This window comes from Sphingomonas sp. 22176, assembly GCF_052045505.1.
Classification (GTDB): Bacteria; Pseudomonadota; Alphaproteobacteria; order Sphingomonadales; family Sphingomonadaceae; genus Sphingomonas.
Window position 1 is genome coordinate 348,452 of record NZ_JBQEPL010000001.1, and the last position, 21,809, is coordinate 370,260.

Annotated in this window: 20 protein-coding genes; 6 read left to right on the forward strand and 14 right to left on the reverse strand. The window is 67.7% G+C overall.

Going from position 1 to position 21,809, the window contains the following annotated elements:
- Positions 1 to 14 precede the first annotated feature (14 nt).
- From nudC to ACTJKY_RS01625, 3 genes are read right to left on the reverse strand one after another with little or no spacing between them, the layout of a single operon-like run.
- Entirely contained in the window at positions 15 to 884 is an 870-nt protein-coding gene (nudC, locus tag ACTJKY_RS01615; RefSeq protein ID WP_440843748.1) for an NAD(+) diphosphatase, read from the reverse strand.
- Complete coding sequence (locus ACTJKY_RS01620) at positions 881 to 2,152, reverse strand: serine hydrolase domain-containing protein (protein WP_440843749.1); 1,272 nt, start codon at positions 2,150 to 2,152, stop codon at positions 881 to 883. The genes nudC and ACTJKY_RS01620 overlap by 4 nt, the downstream gene beginning before the upstream one ends.
- Positions 2,149 to 3,192 carry an A/G-specific adenine glycosylase gene (locus ACTJKY_RS01625; RefSeq protein WP_440843750.1) on the reverse strand — a complete coding sequence of 348 codons (1,044 nt, stop codon included), beginning with the start codon at positions 3,190 to 3,192 and terminating at the stop codon, positions 2,149 to 2,151. The genes ACTJKY_RS01620 and ACTJKY_RS01625 overlap by 4 nt, the downstream gene beginning before the upstream one ends.
- A gap of 28 nt (positions 3,193 to 3,220) precedes the next feature.
- Between ACTJKY_RS01625 and ACTJKY_RS01630 the strand changes: the two genes are divergently transcribed.
- Genes ACTJKY_RS01630 through smc form a run of 4 tightly spaced genes read left to right on the forward strand, consistent with a single transcriptional unit; the run spans position 3,221 to position 8,664 of the window.
- The gene (locus tag ACTJKY_RS01630) at positions 3,221 to 3,757 is read left to right on the forward strand and encodes a DUF721 domain-containing protein (protein WP_440843752.1); all 537 of its coding nucleotides are present in this window, start codon (positions 3,221 to 3,223) and stop codon (positions 3,755 to 3,757) included.
- A 1-nt stretch (position 3,758) separates the two neighbouring features.
- Positions 3,759 to 4,454: a DsbA family protein gene (locus ACTJKY_RS01635; RefSeq protein ID WP_440843754.1), complete on the forward strand. Its 696-nt coding sequence runs from the start codon at positions 3,759 to 3,761 to the stop codon at positions 4,452 to 4,454.
- 24 nt (positions 4,455 to 4,478) lie between these two features.
- Positions 4,479 to 5,246: a thioredoxin domain-containing protein gene (locus tag ACTJKY_RS01640; RefSeq protein WP_440843755.1), complete on the forward strand. Its 768-nt coding sequence runs from the start codon at positions 4,479 to 4,481 to the stop codon at positions 5,244 to 5,246.
- 10 nt (positions 5,247 to 5,256) lie between these two features.
- Positions 5,257 to 8,664, forward strand: a complete 3,408-nt coding sequence (gene smc, locus ACTJKY_RS01645) for a chromosome segregation protein SMC (protein ID WP_440843756.1) — start codon at positions 5,257 to 5,259, stop codon at positions 8,662 to 8,664.
- 79 nt (positions 8,665 to 8,743) lie between these two features.
- Here smc and ACTJKY_RS01650 read toward each other — a convergent pair whose 3' ends face one another.
- The 6 genes from ACTJKY_RS01650 to truB form a co-directional block, all read right to left on the reverse strand.
- Entirely contained in the window at positions 8,744 to 9,013 is a 270-nt protein-coding gene (locus ACTJKY_RS01650) for a hypothetical protein (RefSeq protein ID WP_440843758.1), read from the reverse strand.
- A gap of 43 nt (positions 9,014 to 9,056) precedes the next feature.
- A complete protein-coding gene (locus tag ACTJKY_RS01655) occupies positions 9,057 to 9,347 on the reverse strand; it encodes a hypothetical protein (RefSeq protein ID WP_440843759.1) in 291 nt (96 codons plus the stop codon).
- A gap of 4 nt (positions 9,348 to 9,351) precedes the next feature.
- The gene (locus ACTJKY_RS01660; protein ID WP_440843760.1) at positions 9,352 to 9,789 is read right to left on the reverse strand and encodes a hemerythrin domain-containing protein; all 438 of its coding nucleotides are present in this window, start codon (positions 9,787 to 9,789) and stop codon (positions 9,352 to 9,354) included.
- Between the two features lie 157 nt (positions 9,790 to 9,946).
- Positions 9,947 to 12,313 (reverse strand): polyribonucleotide nucleotidyltransferase, encoded by a 2,367-nt coding sequence (pnp, locus tag ACTJKY_RS01665; protein WP_440843761.1) that lies wholly within the window; start codon positions 12,311 to 12,313, stop codon positions 9,947 to 9,949.
- A gap of 182 nt (positions 12,314 to 12,495) precedes the next feature.
- Positions 12,496 to 12,765 carry a 30S ribosomal protein S15 gene (gene rpsO, locus ACTJKY_RS01670; RefSeq protein ID WP_010544825.1) on the reverse strand — a complete coding sequence of 90 codons (270 nt, stop codon included), beginning with the start codon at positions 12,763 to 12,765 and terminating at the stop codon, positions 12,496 to 12,498.
- Positions 12,766 to 12,787: 22 nt separating this feature from the next.
- Complete coding sequence (gene truB / locus ACTJKY_RS01675) at positions 12,788 to 13,690, reverse strand: tRNA pseudouridine(55) synthase TruB (protein ID WP_440843762.1); 903 nt, start codon at positions 13,688 to 13,690, stop codon at positions 12,788 to 12,790.
- 210 nt (positions 13,691 to 13,900) lie between these two features.
- On the opposite strand from truB, the gene ACTJKY_RS01680 reads away from it, so the two are divergent.
- Positions 13,901 to 16,174: a TonB-dependent receptor gene (locus ACTJKY_RS01680; protein WP_440843763.1), complete on the forward strand. Its 2,274-nt coding sequence runs from the start codon at positions 13,901 to 13,903 to the stop codon at positions 16,172 to 16,174.
- A gap of 82 nt (positions 16,175 to 16,256) precedes the next feature.
- On the opposite strand, the gene ACTJKY_RS01685 is transcribed toward ACTJKY_RS01680, so the two are convergent.
- On the reverse strand, positions 16,257 to 16,841 hold the full coding sequence (locus tag ACTJKY_RS01685; RefSeq protein ID WP_440843765.1) for a thymidine kinase: 585 nt from the start codon (positions 16,839 to 16,841) through the stop codon (positions 16,257 to 16,259).
- Between the two features lie 105 nt (positions 16,842 to 16,946).
- Between ACTJKY_RS01685 and ACTJKY_RS01690 the strand changes: the two genes are divergently transcribed.
- A complete protein-coding gene (locus tag ACTJKY_RS01690; RefSeq protein ID WP_440843766.1) occupies positions 16,947 to 17,402 on the forward strand; it encodes a hypothetical protein in 456 nt (151 codons plus the stop codon).
- On the opposite strand, the gene rbfA is transcribed toward ACTJKY_RS01690, so the two are convergent.
- From rbfA to ACTJKY_RS01710, 4 genes are all read right to left on the reverse strand, one after another.
- A complete protein-coding gene (gene rbfA / locus ACTJKY_RS01695; protein ID WP_440843768.1) occupies positions 17,399 to 17,794 on the reverse strand; it encodes a 30S ribosome-binding factor RbfA in 396 nt (131 codons plus the stop codon). The genes ACTJKY_RS01690 and rbfA overlap by 4 nt on opposite strands.
- A gap of 145 nt (positions 17,795 to 17,939) precedes the next feature.
- Positions 17,940 to 18,116, reverse strand: a complete 177-nt coding sequence (locus ACTJKY_RS01700; RefSeq protein WP_440843770.1) for a hypothetical protein — start codon at positions 18,114 to 18,116, stop codon at positions 17,940 to 17,942.
- Positions 18,117 to 18,143: 27 nt separating this feature from the next.
- Positions 18,144 to 21,050, reverse strand: a complete 2,907-nt coding sequence (infB, locus tag ACTJKY_RS01705) for a translation initiation factor IF-2 (protein WP_440843771.1) — start codon at positions 21,048 to 21,050, stop codon at positions 18,144 to 18,146.
- Between the two features lie 4 nt (positions 21,051 to 21,054).
- Positions 21,055 to 21,759 (reverse strand): DUF448 domain-containing protein, encoded by a 705-nt coding sequence (locus ACTJKY_RS01710; protein WP_440843772.1) that lies wholly within the window; start codon positions 21,757 to 21,759, stop codon positions 21,055 to 21,057.
- Positions 21,760 to 21,809: the final 50 nt, after the last annotated feature.

Sequence of the window (21,809 nt, forward strand, 5' to 3'; positions counted from 1 at the left end):
GGATTGGGATGCGCCTACTCCCCCTCGGCCCAGGCCTTGAGCAGCGTGTACGCAATCGCGTAGCCCGGCGGCGCGACGAACGGCGCCTCCGGATCGCGCGCCAGCGCCTGCCGCACCTGGGCACGATCGAACCAGCCGGCATGTTCCAGCTCGTGCGCGTCGATCGCGATCTCCTCGTCGAGCGCCTCGCCGACGCACGCGATCATCAGCTGCGACGGAAACGGCCAGGGCTGGCTGGCGACATAGCGGACCTTGCCGACATGCACGCCCGATTCCTCCAGCGTCTCGCGCCGCACCGCGTCCTCGATGCTCTCGCCCACCTCGAGGAAGCCGGCGAGCGCCGAATAGCGCCCCGGTGGCCAGCTCGGCTGGCGGCCGAGCAGCACCCGGTCGCCATGCTCGGCGAGCATGATCACCACAGGATCGACGCGCGGATAATGCTCGGTCCCGCAATTGGAGCAAAGCCGGCCCCAGCCCGCGCGGAAGATGTCGGTCGGGGTGCCGCAGCGCGAGCAGAAGCCGTTACGCGCGTGCCAGTCGATCAGGCTGCGCGCGGCGGCATAGTTGGCCGCATCCTCGGGGCGGAAGGCGTCGAGGATCGCCGACAGCTCGGGCGGCCGGCCCGGCGGCAGCGGCGTGCCGGGCGCCAGCGTCTGCACGAAGCGCGGCTCGCCGTCGAGGAAGCCCAGGAACAGCAAAGGCTGGGTCGCGGCGTCGAGCCCGGTCCAGACCAGCCGCCCTTCCCCGTCCAGCGTCGGCACCAGCCCGTCCATCACCAGCAACCGCGCGCGCGGATCGGCGAGCGCCGCTGCCAGCAGTTCGGGCTCGTGGCGGACGCGGTCGTCGCGGTCCAGCGTGCCGCCGGTAAAGCCGGGCGCGATCACTTGTTGAGATCGGCGTAGACGGCCGCGCGCACCGGCACCTTGAGGCCGAGTTCGGCGAGCAGGATGTTGACCATCATCGTCGCGCGGACCTGGTTCTTGGGGTCCACCCAGGCGAAGGTGCCGGCGGCACCCGACCAGCCATAGGTGCCCTTGCCCGCACCACCCGGCTGGTCGGCGAGGAACACCGATCCGCCCGCGCCGAAGCCCATCGGCACGCCGGTATCGCGCGCCATCACCGCCAGGTTGGTCTTGTCGACGCCCGCCGGCAGCAGATCGGACATGGCGAGCGCCGCCGTCTCGGGCTTGAGGATCCGCACGCCGTCGAGCGTGCCGCCATTCTGCAGCATGTGGAGGAAGCGATCATAGTCGCGCGCCGACATCGCCAGCCCTGCGCCGCCATAAGGGAAGCTCGGCTTCTTGAGATAGACCGAGGTCGCGCCCGGATCGATCGGCAGGCGGTTGCCGCCCGCGATCGCATATTCGGTGGCGAGACGCCCCGCCTCGCCCGCCGGCACCGTCCAGTAGCTCGACGTCATCTTGAGGGGGGCGAGGATGCGGGTGTTCACGAACGTATCGAACGGCATCCCGCTCGCCACCTCAATCACCCGGCCGAGCACGTCGAGCCCGATCGAATAGCTGAACTTGGCGCCGGGCTCGGCGATCAGCGGCAGCGTCGCGGTGCGGTTGGCGAATTCTTCCAGCGTCGCCGGGCGCACCGGCCGCGCGGTCGCCTCGAACGAGTCGCTCACCTGCGCCGGGTTGATGCCGAGCCGGTTATACTCGTTGAGCAGCGGCCCCTTGGTGATGATGTTGTAGCCGAGTCCCGCCGTGTGGGTGAGCAGGTTGCGCACCGTGATCGGCTTGGTCGCCGGGCGGCTGGTCAGGTCCTTGGCGGGATCGACCAGCACCTTCATGTCCTTGAACGCGGGGATGAAGTCGCTGATCGGCTGGTCGAGCTTGAGCTTGCCTTCCTCGATCAGGATCATCGCGGCGATGCCGGTGATCGGCTTGGTCATCGAATAGACCCGCCACAGCGTGTCACCATTGACCTTGGGCGCGGTCGGCTCGTCGGACATGCGGCCCTCCGCCACGATCGTCGCGGGCGCCTGGCCCTTGGCATAGGTGATGACGATGCCGGGCACCTTGCCCGAGGCGACGGTCTGGCGCGCGAAGCTCTGGACCTGGCTGGGGGCCGTCTGGGCCTGCACCACAGGCGCCTGGAGCAATAGTGCCGCCCCGAAAAGTCCGAATACGCGCTTGGCCGTCATCGCAGTCTCCGTATCGCTTTGGCCGCCTTGGCGAAGACGGTGGGCAGACCGGCCGACTCGATGTCGGCGATCGGCCACCATTCGCCGGGGGGTGCGCTTGCATGGCGAGGGATTGTTGCAGTCGCAAGCGCCACCTCGAGGTTGAAATGGGTGAAACCGTGACGGACGGTTTCGTTCAACATTCGCCAGTGGGTGGCAGCTGGCGCCTCGACCACGCCCGGCGGCGACTCGCCCCAAGGCCCGGTGGGCAGCGCGCGCATGCCGCCGAGCAGGCCCTTGTCGGGTCGCCGGACGAGCAGCACCGCATCGTCGCGCTCCAGCCAGAACATCGTGCCGTGGCGTTGCGGCTTGGGCGCCTTCTTGGCCTTGACCGGGTAGCTTTCGGGGTTCCCTTCCGCCCGCGCCGTGCAGCCAAACGCGATCGGGCAGAGCAGGCATTTCGGTGCGCGGACGGTGCAGATGCCGCTGCCGAGATCCATCATCGCCTGGGCGAAATCGCCGGCGCGGGAATCGGGCGTGATCGTGTCGGTCAGCCGCCGGATGGCGGGTCGCGACCCTGGCAGCGGATCGGCGAGCGCAAACAGCCGCGTCACCACGCGCTCGACATTGGCATCGACCACCACCGCCCGCCGCCCGAACGCGATCGCGGCAATGGCCGCCGCGGTATAGTCGCCGATGCCGGGCAGCGCGCGCAGTCCCGCCTCGGTGTCGGGTAGCGCCCCCAGCCGCGCGACGTCGCGGGCGCAAGCCAGCATGTTGCGGGCCCGGGCGTAATAGCCGAGCCCTGCCCAGGCGGCCATCACGTCGGCATCTTCCGCCGCCGCCATCGCGTCGAAGCTCGGCCAGCGGCTGGTGAACTTCTCGAAATAGGGGATCACCGTGGCGACCTGCGTCTGCTGCAGCATCACCTCGGAAAGCCATACCCGGTAGGGCGCGGTCGCATCGGTGCCGGGCGGCGCACGCCAGGGCAGGCGGCGGGCATTGGCGTCGTACCAGGCGAGCAGGGCGGGGGCGATCGATTCAGGAGCGTTGTCGGGCACGCCCCGCCTATGGCATGGGGGACCCGATATGACGAAGCCCCCCCGTGCCACCACCCGCCAGCCGCGCCCCGTGCCGCAACGCTCGAACCGCGTCCGTGCGGTGTCCGAGCTGCTGCCGGACGTGGGCGGCGCCGCGTTCCGCAAGTTCGGCTTCGTCCAGTCCGCCGTTGTCAGCCGCTGGGGCGAGATCGTCGGCGAGCGCTATGCCCGCGTTTCCTCCCCCGAATCGATTCGCTTCCCGCGCGGCAAACGCGAGGAGGGCGTGCTGGCGCTCACCGTCTCCGGTGCCTTCGCGCCGATGATGCAGCATATCGCGCCCGAGATCATCGAGCGGGTCAATCGCTTCTTCGGCTATCCCGCCGTCGCCAAGCTGACGATCCGCCACGGCGACCTGCGTGCGCCCAAGCCCAAGCCCGCGCCGCCGCCCAGCCTCAAGCCGCTGTCGGAAGCGATGGGCGACAGCCTGCGCGGCATCGCCGATCCGGAACTGCGTGCGGTGCTCGAATCGCTCGCAGCAGGAGTCGCGGCGCAGGACGAAACCCCGGTGTTCGGCCGGATCGATTGAGATGATGCAGCGACTCCTCACCCTGATGCTCGCCCTGGTGCCGCTGTTCGCACTCGGCGCCGCGCCCGCCCCGCAGCCCAACTGGCTCGCCACCGTGGTGGCGACACCCGAGGGCGGCTATCGCCAGGGCAATCCCAACGCCGCCGTAAAGCTGGTCGAATATGGCTCGCGCACCTGCCCGACCTGCGGCCGCTTCGCCACCGAGGGCATGAAGCCGCTGCGCGACCAGTTCATCGCCACCGGCAAGGTCAGCTATGAGTATCGCGACTATCTGGTCCACGGCGCGCCGGACCTGGCACTGGCGCTGCTCAACCAGTGCGTGGGCACCCAGCGCTTCTTCCCGGTGCTGGACGCGATCTATGCCAACCAGCCCAGGTTCGAAGACAAGCTGATCGCGCTGGAAAAGACCCCCGCCACGCTGGAGGCCTGGCAGAAGCTCCCGCCGCCGCAGATGGCAACGCGCTTCGCCGAGGCCATGGGCATGATCGCCTTCCTCAAGACCCAAGGCCTGCCCGAGGCCAGGGCGCGCCAGTGCCTCGCCGATCCCAAGGCGATCGCGCGCATCGCCAAGACCCAGGCGGACGGCGCGAACCTGTACAAGGTGGACGGCACGCCCAGCTTCTTCATCAACGGCCGCAAGCTCCGCGCCTTTAGCTGGCCCTATCTCGAGCCCGAACTGCGCGCCGCCGGCGCCTGACCCTTTCGTAACCCGGAGACTTCCATGCGTTTCGCCCTCGCGCTTCTACCCATCCTGGCGCTCGCCGCCTGCAACGGCGGCAACAAGGCCGGCGGCACCGGCGGCAACAGCAGCGCGCCCGTCCAGGCCTCGGCGCCCGTCGCGGGCGCGGCTGCCCCCGCCGGCAAGCAGTGGACCGACGTGGTCGAGAAGACCAAGGACAACGGCTTCCGCCAGGGCAACCCGAACGCCCCGATCAAGCTGGTCGAATATGGCTCGCGCATGTGCCCGTTCTGCGCCCAGTTCGGCACCACCGGCGTCGGCCCCTTGCGCGAAAAGTACATCAAGACCGGCAAGGTCAGCTATGAATATCGCGACTTCCTGATCCACGGCGCGCCCGACCTCGCGCTCGCGCTGCTCAACCAGTGCGTGCCGACGGACGCCTTCTTCTCGACGCTGGACCAGATCTATGCCGGCCAGGAAGAGTTCGAGAAGAAGATCATGGCGCTCCAGCAGACCAACCCGCAGGTGCTCGACCAGATCCAGCAGATGCCGCCGCCCCAGGCCGCGGCCGGCTTCGCCCAGGCGCTGGGCATGGTCGACTTCATGAAGCAGCGCGGCCTGCCGGAGGCCCAGGCCAAGGCGTGCCTCGCCGACCAGAAGCAGATCGAGACGATCGCCAAGGTCAATGCCGACGGTGCCAATGTGTACGGCGTGAACTCGACCCCGAGCTTCTTCATCAACGGCCAGAAGACCGACGTGAACGACTGGGCCGGCCTGGAGCCGCTGCTCCAGAAGGCCGGCGCACGCTGATCGACCAGCCATGCAGATAAAACGGCTGCGGCTGACGGGCTTCAAGAGCTTCGTCGACCCGGCCGATCTGCGGATCGAACCGGGGCTGACGGGGATCGTCGGCCCCAATGGCTGCGGCAAGTCCAACCTGCTCGAAGCGCTGCGCTGGGTGATGGGCGAAACCAGCGCCAAATCGATGCGCGGCGCCGGCATGGAAGACGTGATCTTCGCCGGCACCGCCACGCGGCCGCAGCGCGACTTCGCCGAAGTGGCGGTGGTCGCGGACCTGCCCGAACAGCAGGACGAGCTGGAGATCATCCGCCGCATCGAGCGCGGCGCCGGATCCGCCTATCGCATCAACGGCCGCGACGTCCGCGCCAAGGACGTGGCGCTCGCATTCGCAGACGCCGCGACGGGCGCGCATTCGCCCGCTTTGGTCAGCCAGGGCCGGATCGGCGCGATCATCGCCGCCAAGCCGGGCGAACGGCGCGCGATGCTGGAGGAAGCCGCCGGGATCGCCGGACTCCATGTCCGCCGCCGCGACGCCGAGCAGAAGCTGCGCGCGACCGAGACCAATCTCACAAGGCTCGACGAGCTGATCGGCGAGCAGGAGCAGCGCGCCGCCGCGCTCAAGCGCCAGGCGCGCCAGGCCGAGCGCTATCGCGAACTTTCCGACCGCATCCGCGTCGCCGAGGCGCGGATGATTTTCGCCCGCTGGCGCGACGCGGCGATGGCCGCCGATGTCGCACGCAAGGAAGCCGCCGAGGCCGAGTCGCTGGTCGCCGAGCGCACCGCGGCGCAGGCCGAGGCGGAGGCGGCGCAAATGGCCGCGGCGGAGGCGGTCGGCACGCTGCGCGCCGAGTCGCTGCGGCTGCGCGACGCCGCCAGCGACGCCCAGCACCGGCTCCAGACGCTGCGGAGCGCCCGCCACGGCGTCGAGCGGCGGATCGCCGAACTGGCCGAGGCGAGCCGGCGACTCGAGAGCGATCGCGCGCGCGAAGCGTCGCTCGCCCGCGACGCCGCGGAGGCGATCGAACGGCTGACCACCGAACATGCGACGCTGGAGGCGCGGATCGCCAAGACCGCCGCGCGCGTGCCCCTGCTCGACGCAGCACTTGCCGATACCGAACGCGCCGCCCGTGATGCCGAAGTCGCGCTGTCGCAGGCGCTGGCGCAGCAGGCGAGCGAAGCCGCCGAAGTGCGCGTCGCCGATGCCGCACTTTCCGCCGCGCGCGTCCGGGTGGAGCGCAGCCAGCGTGACCAGGCGCGGATCGAGGCCGAAGCGCGCGCTCTCGGCGACGCCGCGCCGCTCCACGCCGAGCGGCAGCGGGCGAGCGCGGCGCGCGCCGAAGCGCAGCGCCAGGCCGAGGCTGCCCGCGACGCGCTAACCCGCGCCGATGCCGAGGAGCGCGCCGCGATCGAAGCGCGCAACGGCGCCCAGGCGGCGCGCGCGGCCGCGCATGCCGAGCTCGCCCAGATCGACAGCGAGGCGACGGCGCTTGCCAAGGCGACCAAGCCTTCGGGCAAGGACCGGCTGCTCGACCGGGTGACCGTCGCCGCCGGCTATGAGCGCGCGCTCGCGGCCGCGCTGGGGGACGATCTTGAAGCCGGGCTCGATGCCGGCGCCGAGCGCCATTGGGGCGGCGCCGACGCGCTGCCGACCGATCCTACCCCGCCAGCGGGCACGACTCCGCTGGCCGAGCACGTCACCGCCCCGGCCGAACTCGCCCGGCGGCTGGCGCAGGTGCTGGTGTGTGAGACGGATGGCGGCCAGCCGCTCGCGGTCGGCCAGAGGCTGGTGACGCTGCAGGGCGTGCTGCGCCGCTGGGACGGCTATCGCGCCCGCTCGGGCGGCGCGGCGGCGGCCGAGCGGCTGGAGCGAGTCAACCGGCTCGCCGCGCTGGAACAGGCGCGGCCGGCGGCGCAGGCGGCGCTGGAAGCCGCGGCGGGCGAACTCAGCCGGATCGAGGCGAGCATCGCCGAGGCCCGGCGCAGCGCCGCCGAGAACCGCAAGCGGCTCGACCACGCCGATCTCGCCGCGCGCGAGGCGATGCGCGCCGAGGATCGCGCCGCCAACCAGATCGAACGGCTGGAGACGCAGCGCGCCGACCTCGAAACCCGCCGCGCCCGCATCGCCGCCGAAGCGGAGGAAGCCACCGGCGAGTTCGCCCGCGCAGAGGCAACCAAGGCTGCGCTGCCGGACGGCACGGAGACCCGCGCGAAGGTCGCAGCCCTGTCCCGCAAGGCGGACCATGCCCGCGCCGCAGTGGCGAGCGCCCGCACCGAACGCGCCAGCCTCGACCGTGATCTCGCCCAGGCCCGCGAGCGGCTTGCCGCCGCAGCAGCCGAGACCAAGAGCTGGTCTGCGCGCGCTGCCGATGCCACCCGCCGCTCCGCCGAAATGGACGCGCGCGCCGCCACGCTGGCGCAGGAGCGCGAGGCGATCGCCGGCCGTCCCGCCCAGATCGCCGCGCAGCTCACCGAAGCCGAGGCCGCCGATGCGTGGATGCAGCAGGAATCCGCCGCCGCGCAGGTTGCCGAGCGCGCGGCGGACGGCAGGCTGCGCAGCGCCGAGGCGGCACTGCGCGAAGCAAGCGAGTTGCTTTCCGAAGCGCGTGAGCGCCGTGCCGGGGCCGCCGCGCGCGCCGAGAACCAGGATGTGCGCCGGGTGGAGATGGGCCGCCTCTCCGGCGAGCGCTTCGAATGCCCGCCGCCGTTGCTCCCGGCGCGGCTGCACTTCGAGGCCGACAGCGTGCGCGGCCCCCAGGACGAATCTGCCGCGATGGAGAAGCTCAGCACCGATCGCGAGCGGCTCGGTCCCGTCAACCTCGTCGCCGAGACCGAACTGGCCGAGATCGAGGCCGCGTTCGGCACCAACGCCAAGGAGCGCGACGAGTTGCTCCAGGCAGTCAACCGGCTGCGCGGCTCGATCGGCACGCTCAACCGCGAGGGGCGGCAGCGGCTGCTTGCCGCGTTCGAGGCGGTCGACCAGCATTTCCGCCGGCTGTTCACCACGCTGTTCAACGGCGGCCAGGCGCATCTCGCGCTGATCGATTCGGACGATCCGCTGGAGGCTGGGCTGGAGATCCTGGCGCAGCCGCCAGGCAAGAAGCTGCAGTCGCTCACCTTGCTCTCGGGCGGCGAGCAGGCGCTGACCGCGGTCGCGCTGATCTTCGCGCTGTTCCTCACCAAGCCCTCGCCGATCTGCGTGCTCGACGAAGTCGACGCGCCGCTCGACGACGCCAATGTGGATCGCTTCTGCGACCTGCTGGAAGCGATGACCCGCGAAACCGCGACGCGCTACCTGATCGTCACCCACAATGCCGCGACCATGGCGCGGATGCACCGGCTGTTCGGCGTGACGATGGTCGAACGCGGGGTCAGCCGGCTGGTCTCGGTGGATCTCGGCGGCGCGACGAGCCTGCTGGCGGCGGAGTAGGGGAAGGCGACATCCGTTATGCGCCTGTATAAGGCGCCTCGCGGGAGGACCGAATTTGGTGGAAAGCGGTCGTACGGCCTTAGCTCTCGAGGGCGTAGAGCTCGCGCAACATCGCTGCGATGTCCTCATCAGCTTTCGGATTGGGCCGAAGCTCCATTCGATCGCGAACAACGCTGGTCAGGTAATCCGCAATTTGTCGATCGGATGCGCCAGTTTCCAGCATTTCGAGGACCGCTGGTGCGTAGTTGTCATACTCGCCCACGGCTTTGGGGATGCCCCGTACGCCAATAGGATCCCATGCCCAGAGCAGGACCACTCGGACCATCCGCAGTCTTGCTGGTGCGTTCATGATGCCTGTTTAGAAGGACCAACGAATGTCCGCAATTGGGGCGTCAGCCGACATTACATTTGAGCGCCGAGGCTTCGACCAGATCCGCGCCTAGATGACGTACGAACGCCCCGCGCAGCCCCTCCCAGTGTTCCCCCCACTTGGCAGGATCGGATGATGGATCGACGCCCTCGGCCCGAAACAGCCATTCGACGAACTGTTCGGCGGTCACAGGTCCCGCCGCAGGAATGAAATCATCGACATGGGAAGGCTCACCCTGAACAATCGCACCGCACCAGCCTCCCTCCACACAAACCTCGTGCATCAGCGAATTGTAGCCCGGCTGCCTGCTCATGGGGTCAGCGCCTCGTCGGTACCATCGGCTCCCCCTGCAGCGCCGCGGCGACCAGCAGGCTTTCCTCCAGCTTTACCCGGTTGCGCAGGCGGGGCAGCATCGCGCGGCTGGCGTCGGCGAAGCCCTGGCGGTCGGCGGCGATCTGCTCGGGGGTCCAGAACAGCAGGTAATCCTGCCAGTTGGCCTTGAGGCGCTCGAAATCCTCGCGGACCTGGTCGACCTTGGTACGCGAAATGCCCGGCTGGGCCGAGAGGGTGAGCGTGTAGATGGTGGTGTCTTCGCGGGCGAGATGCTCGGCGACGCAGTGGAGCAGGTGATCGAGCGCGGTGGAAAGCTCGACCGGGGTCGCGTCGCTTTCGAGGAGGCCGGACAGGCGCCGTGCGAGAATGTCGATCATCTCATGATCGTGCCGCAATTCGGCGATCGTCGTCGTTGCCATCATCGGTCGGCCCTCACCCTTAAACGTCGTCTGCTCCGTTCGATCCCCCCGCCGCTTGCATAGCGCGATTTCGCGCAAAGTGGAACGAAGGAATGGGTTAATGAAAAAAGGGGCCCGGCAACGCCAGACCCCTCTCATTTCTTACGCGTAATGCGTGCGATCAGTCGCGATCGCCGGTCAGGAACGCGGGCAGGCCGATATTCTCGCCGCCTTCGTCCTTGCCACCTTCGCTGCGCTCGCCGCGCGGCTTGTCGCCACGGTCGCGGCGGGGGCCACGCTCGCCGCGCTCGCCACCGCGCTCGCCGCCACGGCCGCCCTCGCGACGGCGGTCGCCGCCACGATCGCCACGGTCGCCGCCACGGTCACCGCGATCCCCACGGTCGCCGCGCGGTTCGCGGGCTTCGCGTGCGGGGCGCGAGTCTTCCAGCTCGGCGCCGGTTTCCTGGTCGACGACGCGCATCGACAGGCGAACCTTGCCGCGCGGATCGATCTCGAGGACCTTGACCTTGACTTCCTGGCCTTCGCTCAGGACGTCCGAGACCTTCTCGACGCGCTCGTTCTTGATCTCCGAGACGTGGACGAGACCGTCCTTGCCGCCCATGAAGTTCACGAACGCACCGAAATCGACGAGGTTGACGACCTTGCCGTTGTAGATCTTGCCGACTTCGGCTTCCTCGACGAGGCCCTTGATCCACTTGATCGCGGCTTCGATCTGCGCCGGATCCGACGAGCTGACCTTGATCACGCCCTCGTCGTCGATGTCGACCTTGGCGCCGGTGGTGGCAACGATCTCGCGGATCACCTTGCCGCCGGTGCCAATCACTTCACGGATCTTCGACTTGTCGATCGTGAAGGTCTCGATGCGCGGTGCGTGCGCGGAGAGCTCGGCGCGGACTTCGCCCAGCGCCTTGTTCATCTCGCCCAGGATGTGCGCGCGACCGGCCTTCGCCTGGTTGAGCGCCGCCTCGAAGATCTCCTTGGTGATGCCGGCGATCTTGATGTCCATCTGCATCGTGGTGATGCCCTCGGACGTGCCGGCGACCTTGAAGTCCATGTCGCCCAGGTGATCTTCGTCACCCAGGATGTCGGACAGGATCGCATAGTCCTTGCCCTCGAGGATCAGGCCCATGGCGATGCCCGAGACCGGACGCTTGATCGGCACGCCGGCGTCCATCATCGCGAGGCTGCCGCCGCACACCGACGCCATCGACGACGAGCCGTTCGACTCGGTGATGTCGCTGGTCAGGCGGATCGTGTAGGGGAAGTCTTCCTTCGACGGCAGCACCGGGTGCAGTGCGCGCCACGCCAGCTTGCCATGGCCGATCTCACGACGGCCCGGCGCACCGAAGCGGCCGACTTCGCCGACCGAATAGGGCGGGAAGTTATAGTGCAGCATGAAGTTCTGGTAGCTGAGGCCGTTCAGGCCATCGATCATCTGCTCGGCGTCCTTGGTGCCGAGGGTGCAGGTGGCGATGGTCTGGGTCTCGCCGCGAGTGAACAGCGCGGAGCCGTGCGAACGCGGCAGGAAGTGCGTCTCCGCCTCGATCGGGCGGATCTGCGTGGTGGTGCGGCCGTCGATGCGCTTGCCTTCCTTGAGGATGGCGGTGCGGACGATCTCGGCTTCCAGCTTCTTGGTCAGCTTGATGCCGGCCATGACTTCCTGCGGGCTCAGGCCGTCCTCGGTGAACTGCGCCTTGGCCTTGGCACGCGCCTCGTTGAGGGCGTTCGAACGGGCCGACTTGTCGGTCAGCTTGTAGGCGGCGGCAATGTCCTTGCCGATCAGCTTCTTCAGCTTGTCCTTGATCTTGGCGTTGTCGTTCGACGACGCCATTTCCCAAGGCTCCTTGGCGGCCTGCTCGGCGAGCTTCACGATCGCCTTGACGATTTCGCGGCAGGCGTCGTGCGCGAACAGCACGGCGCCGAGCATGATCTCTTCCGAAAGCTCCTTGGCTTCGGATTCGACCATCATCACCGCGTCATAGGTGGCGGCGACGACGAGATCGAGCTCGCCCTCGGCAACCTGCGCGTCGGTCGGGTTCAGGATGTACTCGCCGTTGACATAACCGACGCGCGCGGCGCCGATCGGGCCCATGAAGGGCACGCCCGAGAGCGTCAGCGCGGCCGAAGCGGCGACGATCGAGAGGATGTCGGGCTCGTTCTCGCCGTCATAGCTCAGCACCTGAGCGATGGCGTTGATCTCGTTGTAGAACCCTTCCGGGAACAGCGGGCGGATCGGGCGGTCGATGAGGCGGGAGACGAGCGTCTCCTTTTCGGTGGCGCCGCGCTCACGCTTGAAGAAGCCACCCGGGATGCGACCGGCGGCCGAGAATTTTTCCTGGTAGTGGACGGTCAGCGGGAAGAAGTCCTGGCCTTCCTTCACGCTCTTCGCGGCGGTGACTGCGCACAGCACCACGGTCTCGCCGAGGGTCGCGATCACCGCGCCGTCGGCCTGACGGGCAACCTTGCCCGTTTCGAGAGTCAGCGTCTTGCCGCCCCACTCGATCGATACAGTCTTCTTGTCGAACATGTCGTTTCCTTCACTCCCCGGTGCCAATCACGCGGGGGGCCTATGCGTGAGCCGTATGTGGCTCGTGGGACCGACCGTATTGCCGGATCCCCCGTTTCGATCCTGGCGCCATTCGCCGGGGATCGCCGATGCAGTATCGCACCGGAATGACAAAAAGGCGACCCGAAGGTCGCCTTTCCGTGTTACTTGCGAAGACCGAGCTTCGCGATGAGATCTGCGTAGCGCGCCTGGTCCTTCTTCTTCAGATAGTCCAGCAGGCTGCGGCGCTTGTTGACCAGCATCAGCAGACCGCGGCGCGAGTGGTTGTCCTTCGCGTGGGTCTTGAAGTGCTCGGTGAGGTTGGCGATGCGCTCCGAGAGAATCGCGACCTGCACTTCGGGGCTGCCGGTGTCACCCTCGTTGCGAGCGTGTTCCTTGACGAGCGCTTCCTTGCGCTCCTGCGTGATCGACATGGCGTTTCCTTCGACATCTAAGCTACAGGTTGAAGCCGCGCACGACCCGGATGCTTCCGGCCTCGGCTTCCACCAGCGCTACAGGGACATCCCCGAGCAGCGCGAAATGGAGGCCATCATGAACGGCAATCCCGACCAAGACCCGCCCCTGGCGGAGCAGCCCTGCCTGATCGGGGGTGAGGGAGTGAGCCGGGATGTCGTCCAGCCCCGCCCTCAGCGGCAGGCAAATGTCTTCAAGGCGACGCTCCTTAGCGGCAGCGGCCAAAGAGTCCAGCGAAATCGCCTGATCGAGCGTGAACGGACCGGCCTTGATCCGTCGGAGATAGGTGACGTGACCGACCGTTCCAAGGGCGCACGCAATGTCGCGGGCGAGGCTGCGGATGTACGTGCCCTTGGAGACATGGGCGCGGAGGGTGATGTCGCGGAGCGTATCCTCCCCCGCCCGGGCAGGAGCGCCCACAATCGATAGAGCGTGGATCGTCACCGCGCGGCTCTTCAATACCACCTCTTCCCCGGCGCGGGCGAGGTCGTATGCGCGTTCCCCGTCCACCTTGAGCGCCGAATAGGCCGGGGGCACCTGCTCGATCGGCCCGGTGAAGCGCGGCAGCACCGCCTCCAGCTGCGCCAATGTCGGGCGGATCTCCGATTCCGCGATGCCCTTCCCCTCGGCATCGAGCGTATCCGTCTCCACCCCGAACTGGATCGTGAAGTCGTACACCTTGTCGCTGTCGAGCATGCGGCCCGCCAGCTTGGTCGCCTCGCCCAGCGCGATCGGCAGCACGCCGGTGGCCAGCGGATCGAGCGTGCCGCCATGGCCCACCTTCACCTTGGCATAGCCGCCCTCCCGCAGCGCGCGCTTCACCGCGCTCACGCCTTGCGTCGAGCCTAGCCCTAGGGGTTTGTCGAGGAGTATCCAGCCGTGCATCGGCGCGGCCATAGGTGGCCTCGCGGTCCCACGCAAATCACGACATTATTGCAACACCCGCAAGCAAACCGCTCGGGCATGGCCCGAAACGCTTGCTGGAGATGACGGTTCCGCTACAGGCGCGCGAAAAATCAGCGACATCGACAAGAAATGATCGCGACTCCGCACTGGAGAGGACGAGCCATCTTTTTACGGGGACTCGATTCCGCCATGACCAACGCCACGCTTCTTCGCGTTCTGCTGCTCGGCAGCGCCGCCCTTACGACGCCGTCGGCCTTCGCGGCCACCGCCCACGAGACGCCGGCACCGGTGCAGGGCGCCCAGCCCGACGACGCTGCCCCCCAGCAGAGCGGCGACATTGTCGTAACCGCGCAGCGCCGCACCGAAGCCGCCAAGGACGTTCCCGTCGCCGTCACCGCGATCAGCGGCGAGAAGCTCGATGTGCTCAACTCCTCGGGTCTCGACATCCGCTTCCTCGCCTCGCGCACACCCAGCCTGCAGATCGAAAGCTCGTTCGGCCGCACCTTCCCGCGCTTCTACATCCGCGGCCTGGGCAACACCGATTTCGATCCCAACGCGGCGCAGCCGGTCTCCGTGGTGTACGACAATGTCGCGCTCGAGAACCCGATGCTGAAGTCGTTCCCGGTGTTCGACCTTGCCCGCGTGGAAGTGCTGCGCGGTCCGCAGGGCACGCTGTTCGGCCGCAACACGCCGGCCGGCGTGGTAAAGCTCGAATCGCAGCGCCCGACCGACAAATATGAGGCGCAGGGCAGCGTCAGCTGGGCGACCTACAACACGATCAACGCCGATCTCGCGCTCAACGCGCCGCTGGGCAACGGCTTCGCGCTCCGCGTCTCGGGCTTGGTGCAGCACCGCGACAACTGGGTCGTGAACGATACCACCAGCGCGGTCAGCGTCGCCAACCACAAGCTGGAAGGCTATACCGATCGCGCCGGTCGCGTGCAGCTCGCTTATACCAGCGGCGACTTCAACGCGCTGATCAACGTTCATGGCCGCGACCTCGAAGGCTCGCCGCGCGTGTTCCGCGCCGGCCTGTTCCAGCAGGGCTCGAACAATTTCTCGCCGGGCTTCGACCCCAAGCACGTCAAGCTCGACGGCTATACCAGCCAGTGGCTGGAGCAGTGGGGCAGCAACCTGCAGCTCGACTATCATTTCGAGGGGCTGGGCACGCTCTACTCGATCACCGCCTATGAGCGCGCCAAGGTGCAGAGCACCGGCGACGTCGACGGTGGCGACAATTATACCTTCCCGCCGCTGGGCCTGAACAACGCGCTGTTCCCGTCGAACACCGGCGGCATCACCAGCCCCAAGGAGTTCAGCCAGGAACTGCGCTTCGCAACCGACCAGTTCGGTGCGTTCCGTGGCCAGGCGGGTCTCTATTATTTCGACCAGAACCTGAACTACAGCGAATATGCCTATGCCCCGGGCGGCGGTGCGCAAACCCAGAATATCGGCCATGTGAACATCAACGAGAATTTCGGCGTGTTCGCATCGGGCGAGTACAAGGCAACCGACGCGCTGACCCTGCGCGCCGGCGTGCGCTATTCGCATGACCGCAAGAACGACGTGATCACCGGCTTTTCGCCCGACCTGACCGCCGGCCTGACGCTGCCGGTTCAGACCAAGGTGAAGGGCGAGGCGGTGACCTGGGACGCCAGCGCCACCTATGCGCTGACGCCCGACGTCAATGTCTATGCGCGCTTCGCCACCGGTTATCTCGGCCCGGCGATCCAGGACCGCGTGACGTTCGAGTCTGTGCCGACCACCGCGGGGAAGCAGTTCACCAAGTCGGGTGAAGCAGGCATCAAGGGTTCCTTCCCTTCTCAGGGCGTGAACTTCGCGCTGACCGGCTACTGGTTCCGCACGGACCACCTGCAGCTGACCGCCGTGGGCGGCACCAACAACTCGACGCGGCTGCTCTCGGCCGATCACGTCAACGGCTATGGCGTCGAGGCCGAGCTCGGCTATCGCCCGGTCCGCGGCCTCGATCTGACCGCCAGCGGCAGCTACAACTTCACCCAGATCCGCGATCCGAATCTCGCGGTGGGCGTGTGCGGTTCGGGCATGTGCACCGTCACCAATCCGACGACGACGATCGGCGGCCAGAAGGTCGCGCTGATCGACGGCAACCCGCTGCCCCAGGCCCCGCGCTGGGTGCTGAACGCCACCGCGCGCTACGGCGTGCCGCTGGCGAACGGTGGCGAGGTCTATGCCTATACTGACTGGGCCTATCGCAGCGAGATCAACTACTTCCTCTACGAGGCGAAGGAGTTCCGCGGGCGGTCGCTGCTCGAAGGCGGTCTGCGCATCGGCTATCGCGCGCCGGAAGGCTATGAGGTGGCGGCGTTCGCCCGCAACATCCTCAACCAGATCCGGGCGCAAAGCGCGATCGACTTCAACAACCTGACCGGCATGATCAACGAGCCGCGCATCATCGGCGGCGAGATCCGGTTCCACTTCTGATCGGAGGCTCGGGGAGCGATCCCCGCGCGCTTCATAGCGGGAAGGGCGTCGCGGGGAGATCCTCGCGGCGCCCTTTTCCGTTTCAGCCGATGGCGCCGCGCCGCTCGACGAAATGGCGGCGGCAGAGCGCGACATAGCGGTCATTGCCGCCGATCTCGCGCTGCGCGCCCTCGCGCACGGCCTTGCCCTCGGCATCGACGCGCAGGTTCATCGTCGCCTTGCGCCCGCATTCGCAGACCGACTTGATCTCGACCAGCGAGTCCGCGATCGCCAGCAGCGCTGCCGCACCGTCGAACAGCACGCCGCGGAAATCGGTGCGCAGCCCGTAGCAGAGCACCGGCACCTCATCCTCGTCGCACACGGCCGCCAATTGGCGCACCTGCGCGGCCGAGAGGAACTGCGCCTCGTCCACCAGCACGCACGCCAGCGGCGCGGCGAAATGGGCATCCTGGACGATCGTGCGCAGGTCCGTGGTGGCGTCGAACGGGATAGCATCGGCGTGGATGCCGAGGCGCGAATCGATCACCCCGTGGCCGCCGCGATCATGCACGCCGGCGGTGAACAGCAAGGTGCGCATGCCGCGCTCGCGATAGTTGAAATCGGCCTGTAGCAGCGTGGTCGATTTGCCCGCGTTCATCGAGGCATAGTAGAAATAGAGCTTGGCCATGCCGGCTATCCTATGTCGGCTATCCCCCCTCCGGTCCATCGGTTAGCATCGTCGAAACCGCAGGCGGGGGCGACGATGCGTACGGGGCTTTGGATTCTGAATGTCATGGCGGTCCTCTGGTGCGTGGGGGCGCTGTATTTCTCACACCTGCGGCTGTGGTGGGGCGTGCCGGCGGTTGCGATCAGCGCGGCGATCCTGCTGGGAACGCGGCATGCGTCGGATGCGACCGAAGACGCCGATCGATCGCGTGTCGGCCGGCTGGTGGCGATCTGGAGCAGCGCCGAGGGCGTGGCGATTTTCCTGGCCGCGAATGTCCTGATCAATCTGCATATGGCCGAACGGCTGCTGCCGACGATGGCGATCATCGTCGGGCTGCATTTTCTGCCGCTGGCGCGCGGGATACCGGCGCGGATCTATTATTGGTCGGGGGCGGCGTTGGTGCTGGTGGGCGCCATGGGCTGGCTGCTGCCGCCCGATGCCGCCCCGCTGGCCACCGGTCTGCTGGCCGCCGCGACCTTGTGGGCCAGTGCGCTAGCCTCGGCGAAGCGCGGTCGGACCTAGGAGCTTTCGCCCAGGTCCTGCGCGACCTTGGGGTCGCGGAGCAGCTTGTCGATATGGCTGCCCTCGTCGAAGCTCTCGTCCGCCAGGAACTTGAGCTTTGCGGCGTATTTCATCTTCACCCGGCGCGCGACCTCGCGCTGGAGGAAGGCGGTGTTGGTGCGCAGCGCCTTGAGCACCGCGTCTTCGTCCTTGCCGAGCAGCGGCTTCACGAAGACCGTGGCATGCCGCAGATCCGGGGACATACGCACCTCGGTCACCGAGACCAGGTGCTTCGCCAGCACCTCGTCATGCACGTCGCCGCGCTGGAGGATCTCGCTGAGAATATGGCGCACCTGTTCGCCCACGCGCAGTACGCGGACGGAGCGGGTTTCATCGGTGTCGTTCTGGCGCATCTTGTGATTCTGACCGGTTTTCGTTATGTAGAACAGGCTACTTTGTGGACTTGCAACAAGTCACTTCCTGAGCCCGGGTGTTCCAGCGCCCGGGCTCAAAACATTTTGGGCCCCCGGCGTTCCAGCACCGGGAGCCCCCACTGGATTACTTGCGGCTTAGCTCAATCAGCTTCACCACCAGCCCGAGCAGTGCGACGACGAACGTCGCGGAGCCCAAAACCAGAACCGCTACATTGTTTACCTGCAAATAGATCACCTCCTTTTCGGCCGCAGGGGCAGCCGAAAAGGAAGCGTAATCACAGGCTTGGCTGCCGAGGAACAAAAGGCGCCCATCGGCAGCTCCACCCCATTACAGCGTACGTTCGCGCAGCTCGACTTCGTAGGTTTCGAGATAGTCGCCGGCCTTGATGTCCACGAAGTTCTGCGTGAACGTCACACCGCACTCCAGACCCGCGCGCACTTCCGGAACGTCATCCTTGAACCGGCGCAGCGAGGCAATCTCGCCCTGGTAGATGATGACGTCGTTGCGCGTGATGCGTGCCTTGAGCGCCTTGCGGATGGCACCATCGACGACCAGCAGACCAGCGGCCTTGCCGTGCTTGCCAGCCGAGAACACTTCCTTGATCTCGGCGCGGCCCACCACGGTTTCGAACGCTTCCGGCCCGAGCTGCCCGGCCATGCCGGCGCGGATCTCGTCGGTCAGGTCGTAAATCACGTCGTAATATTTGAACGCGACCTTGTTGCGCTCGGCGATCTCGCGCGCCTTGGCGTTCGGACGGACGTTGAAGCCGATGATCGGCGCGCCCGAGGCACCCGCCAGCGTAACGTCGCTTTCGGTGATGCCGCCAACGCCCGAGTGCAGCACGCGTGCGCGGATGAGATCGGTGGAGATCTTGTTGACCGCCGCGACGATCGCCTCGACCGTGCCCTGGGTATCCGCCTTGATGACCAGCGGATATTCCATCGCCTGCTTCTCCTTCAGCGCGGAGAACATGCTCTCCAGGCTGGCGGGGGCATTGGTGGTGCGCTTCTGCAGCGCCACACCCTGGCGATATTCGGCCACTTCGCGGGCACGCGCCTCGTTTTCGACGACCTGCAGCGGATCACCCGCCATCGGCACGCCCGACAGGCCGAGCACCTCGACCGGCATCGCCGGCCCGGCTTCCTTGATCTGGCGACCCTTGTCGTCGATCATCGCACGAACCTTGCCGCTCTCCGCGCCGACGACGAACACGTCGCCCACGCGCAGCGTACCGCGGCTGACGAGCACCGTCGCGACCGGGCCGCGGCCCTTGTCGAGCTTGGCCTCGATCACGGTGCCTTCGGCCTCGCGATCGGGGTTGGCGCGCAGTTCGAGCAGTTCGGCCTGGAGCTGGATCTTCTCGATCAGCGCGTCGAGGCCGATCTTCTTCAGTGCCGAGACTTCGACGTTCTGGACGTCGCCGCCCATCTCTTCGACGATCACTTCATGCTCGAGCAGACGCTCGCGCACCTTCTGCGGATTGGCGCTGTCGAGGTCGACCTTGTTGATCGCCACGATCATCGGCACGCCGGCCGCCTTGGTATGGTTGATCGCCTCGATCGTCTGCGGCATCAGCCCGTCGTTCGCGGCCACCACCAGCACCACGATGTCGGTGACATTGGCACCGCGTGCACGCATTTCGGTGAAGGCTTCGTGGCCCGGCGTGTCGAGGAAGGTGATCTTCGACTTGTCCTTCAGGGTGACCTGATAGGCGCCGATATGCTGGGTGATGCCGCCGGCTTCGCCGCGCACCACATCGGTGCCGCGCAGCGCGTCGAGCAGCGAGGTCTTGCCGTGATCGACGTGACCCATGATCGTGACGACCGGCGGACGCGGCTGCAGCTTGTCCTCGGGATCCAGCTCGGTATCGACCTGGATGTCGACGTCGCTTTCGCTGACGCGCTGCACGTTGTGCCCGAAATCGGTGACGAGCAGTTCGGCGGTATCCTGGTCGATCGACTGATTGACCGTGACCATCATGCCCATCTTGAACAGGGCCTTCACCAGGTCCGCACCCTTTTCGGCCATGCGGTTGGCGAGTTCCTGCACGGTGATGGCGTCCGGCACCACAACGTCGCGGACCTGCTTGATCTGCGGCTCGCGCGGGCCGCCATAAGAGCGGCGATGCTCCTTCTCACGGGCGCGCTTCAGCGCCGCGAGGCTGCGCGCACGCGCACCATCGTCGCCGCCCAGGGCGCGCGTGACGGTGAGCTTGCCCGACTGGCGGCGATCGTCGCCCTTGCGGTCGCGCGACGGCTTGGCCGGATCGGCACCCGGACGGCGCGGCGCGGCGCCGGGACCCGACGGGGCCGGACGCGCGGCACCGGCGCCGGCAGCGGGACGCTGCTGGTTCTGGTTCTGCGCGGGCTGCTGCTGCGAAGTCTGCTGGGTCGCAGCAGGGGCTGCCTGCTGCGGCTCGGGCTTGGGCTGCGGCTTGGGAATTTCCGGACGCACGACCGGCGTGAAGCGGCGCGGCGCGGGCAGCGACGCGTCGAGCTGCAGCGTTATCGGACCCTGCGGGACCGGACGACGCGGCGGCTGTGCCGGTGCGGCCGGCTTAGGCGCTGCGGCCTGCGGCTGGGCCGGCTTGGGCGTCGCCGGCTGCTGCGGGGCAGCGGCCTGCGGCGCTGCCGGAGCAGCTGCGGGCGCCGGTGCAGGCGTCGGCTCCGGAGTCGGAGCAGGCGCGGCGGCCGGAGCCTCCGCTACGACTTCCGGCTTCGGTTCCGGTGCGGGCGCAGGGGCCGGCGTCGGCTCGGGCGCAGGGGCCGGGGCGGCAGCCGCCTCGGACTGGGCACGCGCACGCTCTTCGATGCGGCGACGCTCTTCTTCCTGCGCTTCGGCACGGAGGCGATCGTCGCGACGACGTCCCTCTTCCAGCGCCTGCATGCGCTGTTCCTCGGCCTCGCGCAGCAGCTTGGCCTGGCGCTCCTGCGGCGACAGGTTGTCCATCGGCTTGCGCGGCGGCTGGGCAGCCGGGCGGGGCGCCTGCTGCGCGGCAGCGGCACGCGGAGCCTGAGCAGCCGGAGCCTCGGGCGCGGCGGCAGTGGCCGGCGTCGACTCGTCGATCGGCGCACCCTGCGGGCCGAGGACACGGCGACGCTTGACCTCCACGACCACGGTGTTGGAACGGCCATGGCTGAAGCTCTGCTTCACCTTGCCGGTTTCCACCGTGCGCTTCAGACCCAGCGGTGCGCGCATGCCCAGTTTCGGCTTGTCGTTTTCGGTGTCGCTCATGCGGCTACTCAAGTTCCTCGATAGTGTTCGTCGTCAATGGCACGGCGGACGGCAAAGCCGATGCGCCTTGCGATTCGGAATCGCAAGACACGGGATCAGGTTCGGGTCCGATAAAGTGCAGCCAGCGATCGAGCGCTTCGCTCGTCCGTTGCGCCGCCCGGGCGTCGATGAGTCCGGCGTGTACCACATTTTCGCGGCCTAACGCCAAGGACAATATGGTGCGCGACACCGGCAATGTTAAGCCCTTGAGGGAAGAACCTTCCCGATCCGAGCCAACGCGCCACGCCTGCGCAAGCTTGCGGCTGCCATCGTCGCGCGCGTCGGCGGCGTGCAGCAGCATGTGGAGTCGGCCGCTGCGCGCAGACTTTTCGATGCGCTCGGCGCCGATCACCACATAGCCGGCCTTCGCCTCCAGCCCGAGCCGATCCAGCGCGGCACGCTGCAGCTGGGCGGTGATCCGGTCTTCCAGATCGTCGGGAATGCGAATCTCGCCGGTGCGGAAGCTGCGCGACAGCGCCCCCTTCAGCTTGCCCTTTTCGCGCGACGCCGTGAGCCCCGCCTTGTCGACGGAGATCCAGGCACCGCGGCCGGGGGCCTTGGCACGAATGTCGGGCAGCACTTCGCCCTCGGGCGAAAGCACGAGTCGGATCAGACCTTCCCGCGGCGATTCCTCGCGCGACAGGATGCAGGTACGGACCGCGTCGGTCATCGTCCCCTCCCGTTGCCGAGAGGGGGGATGACCAGTGCCAATGTCAGTCG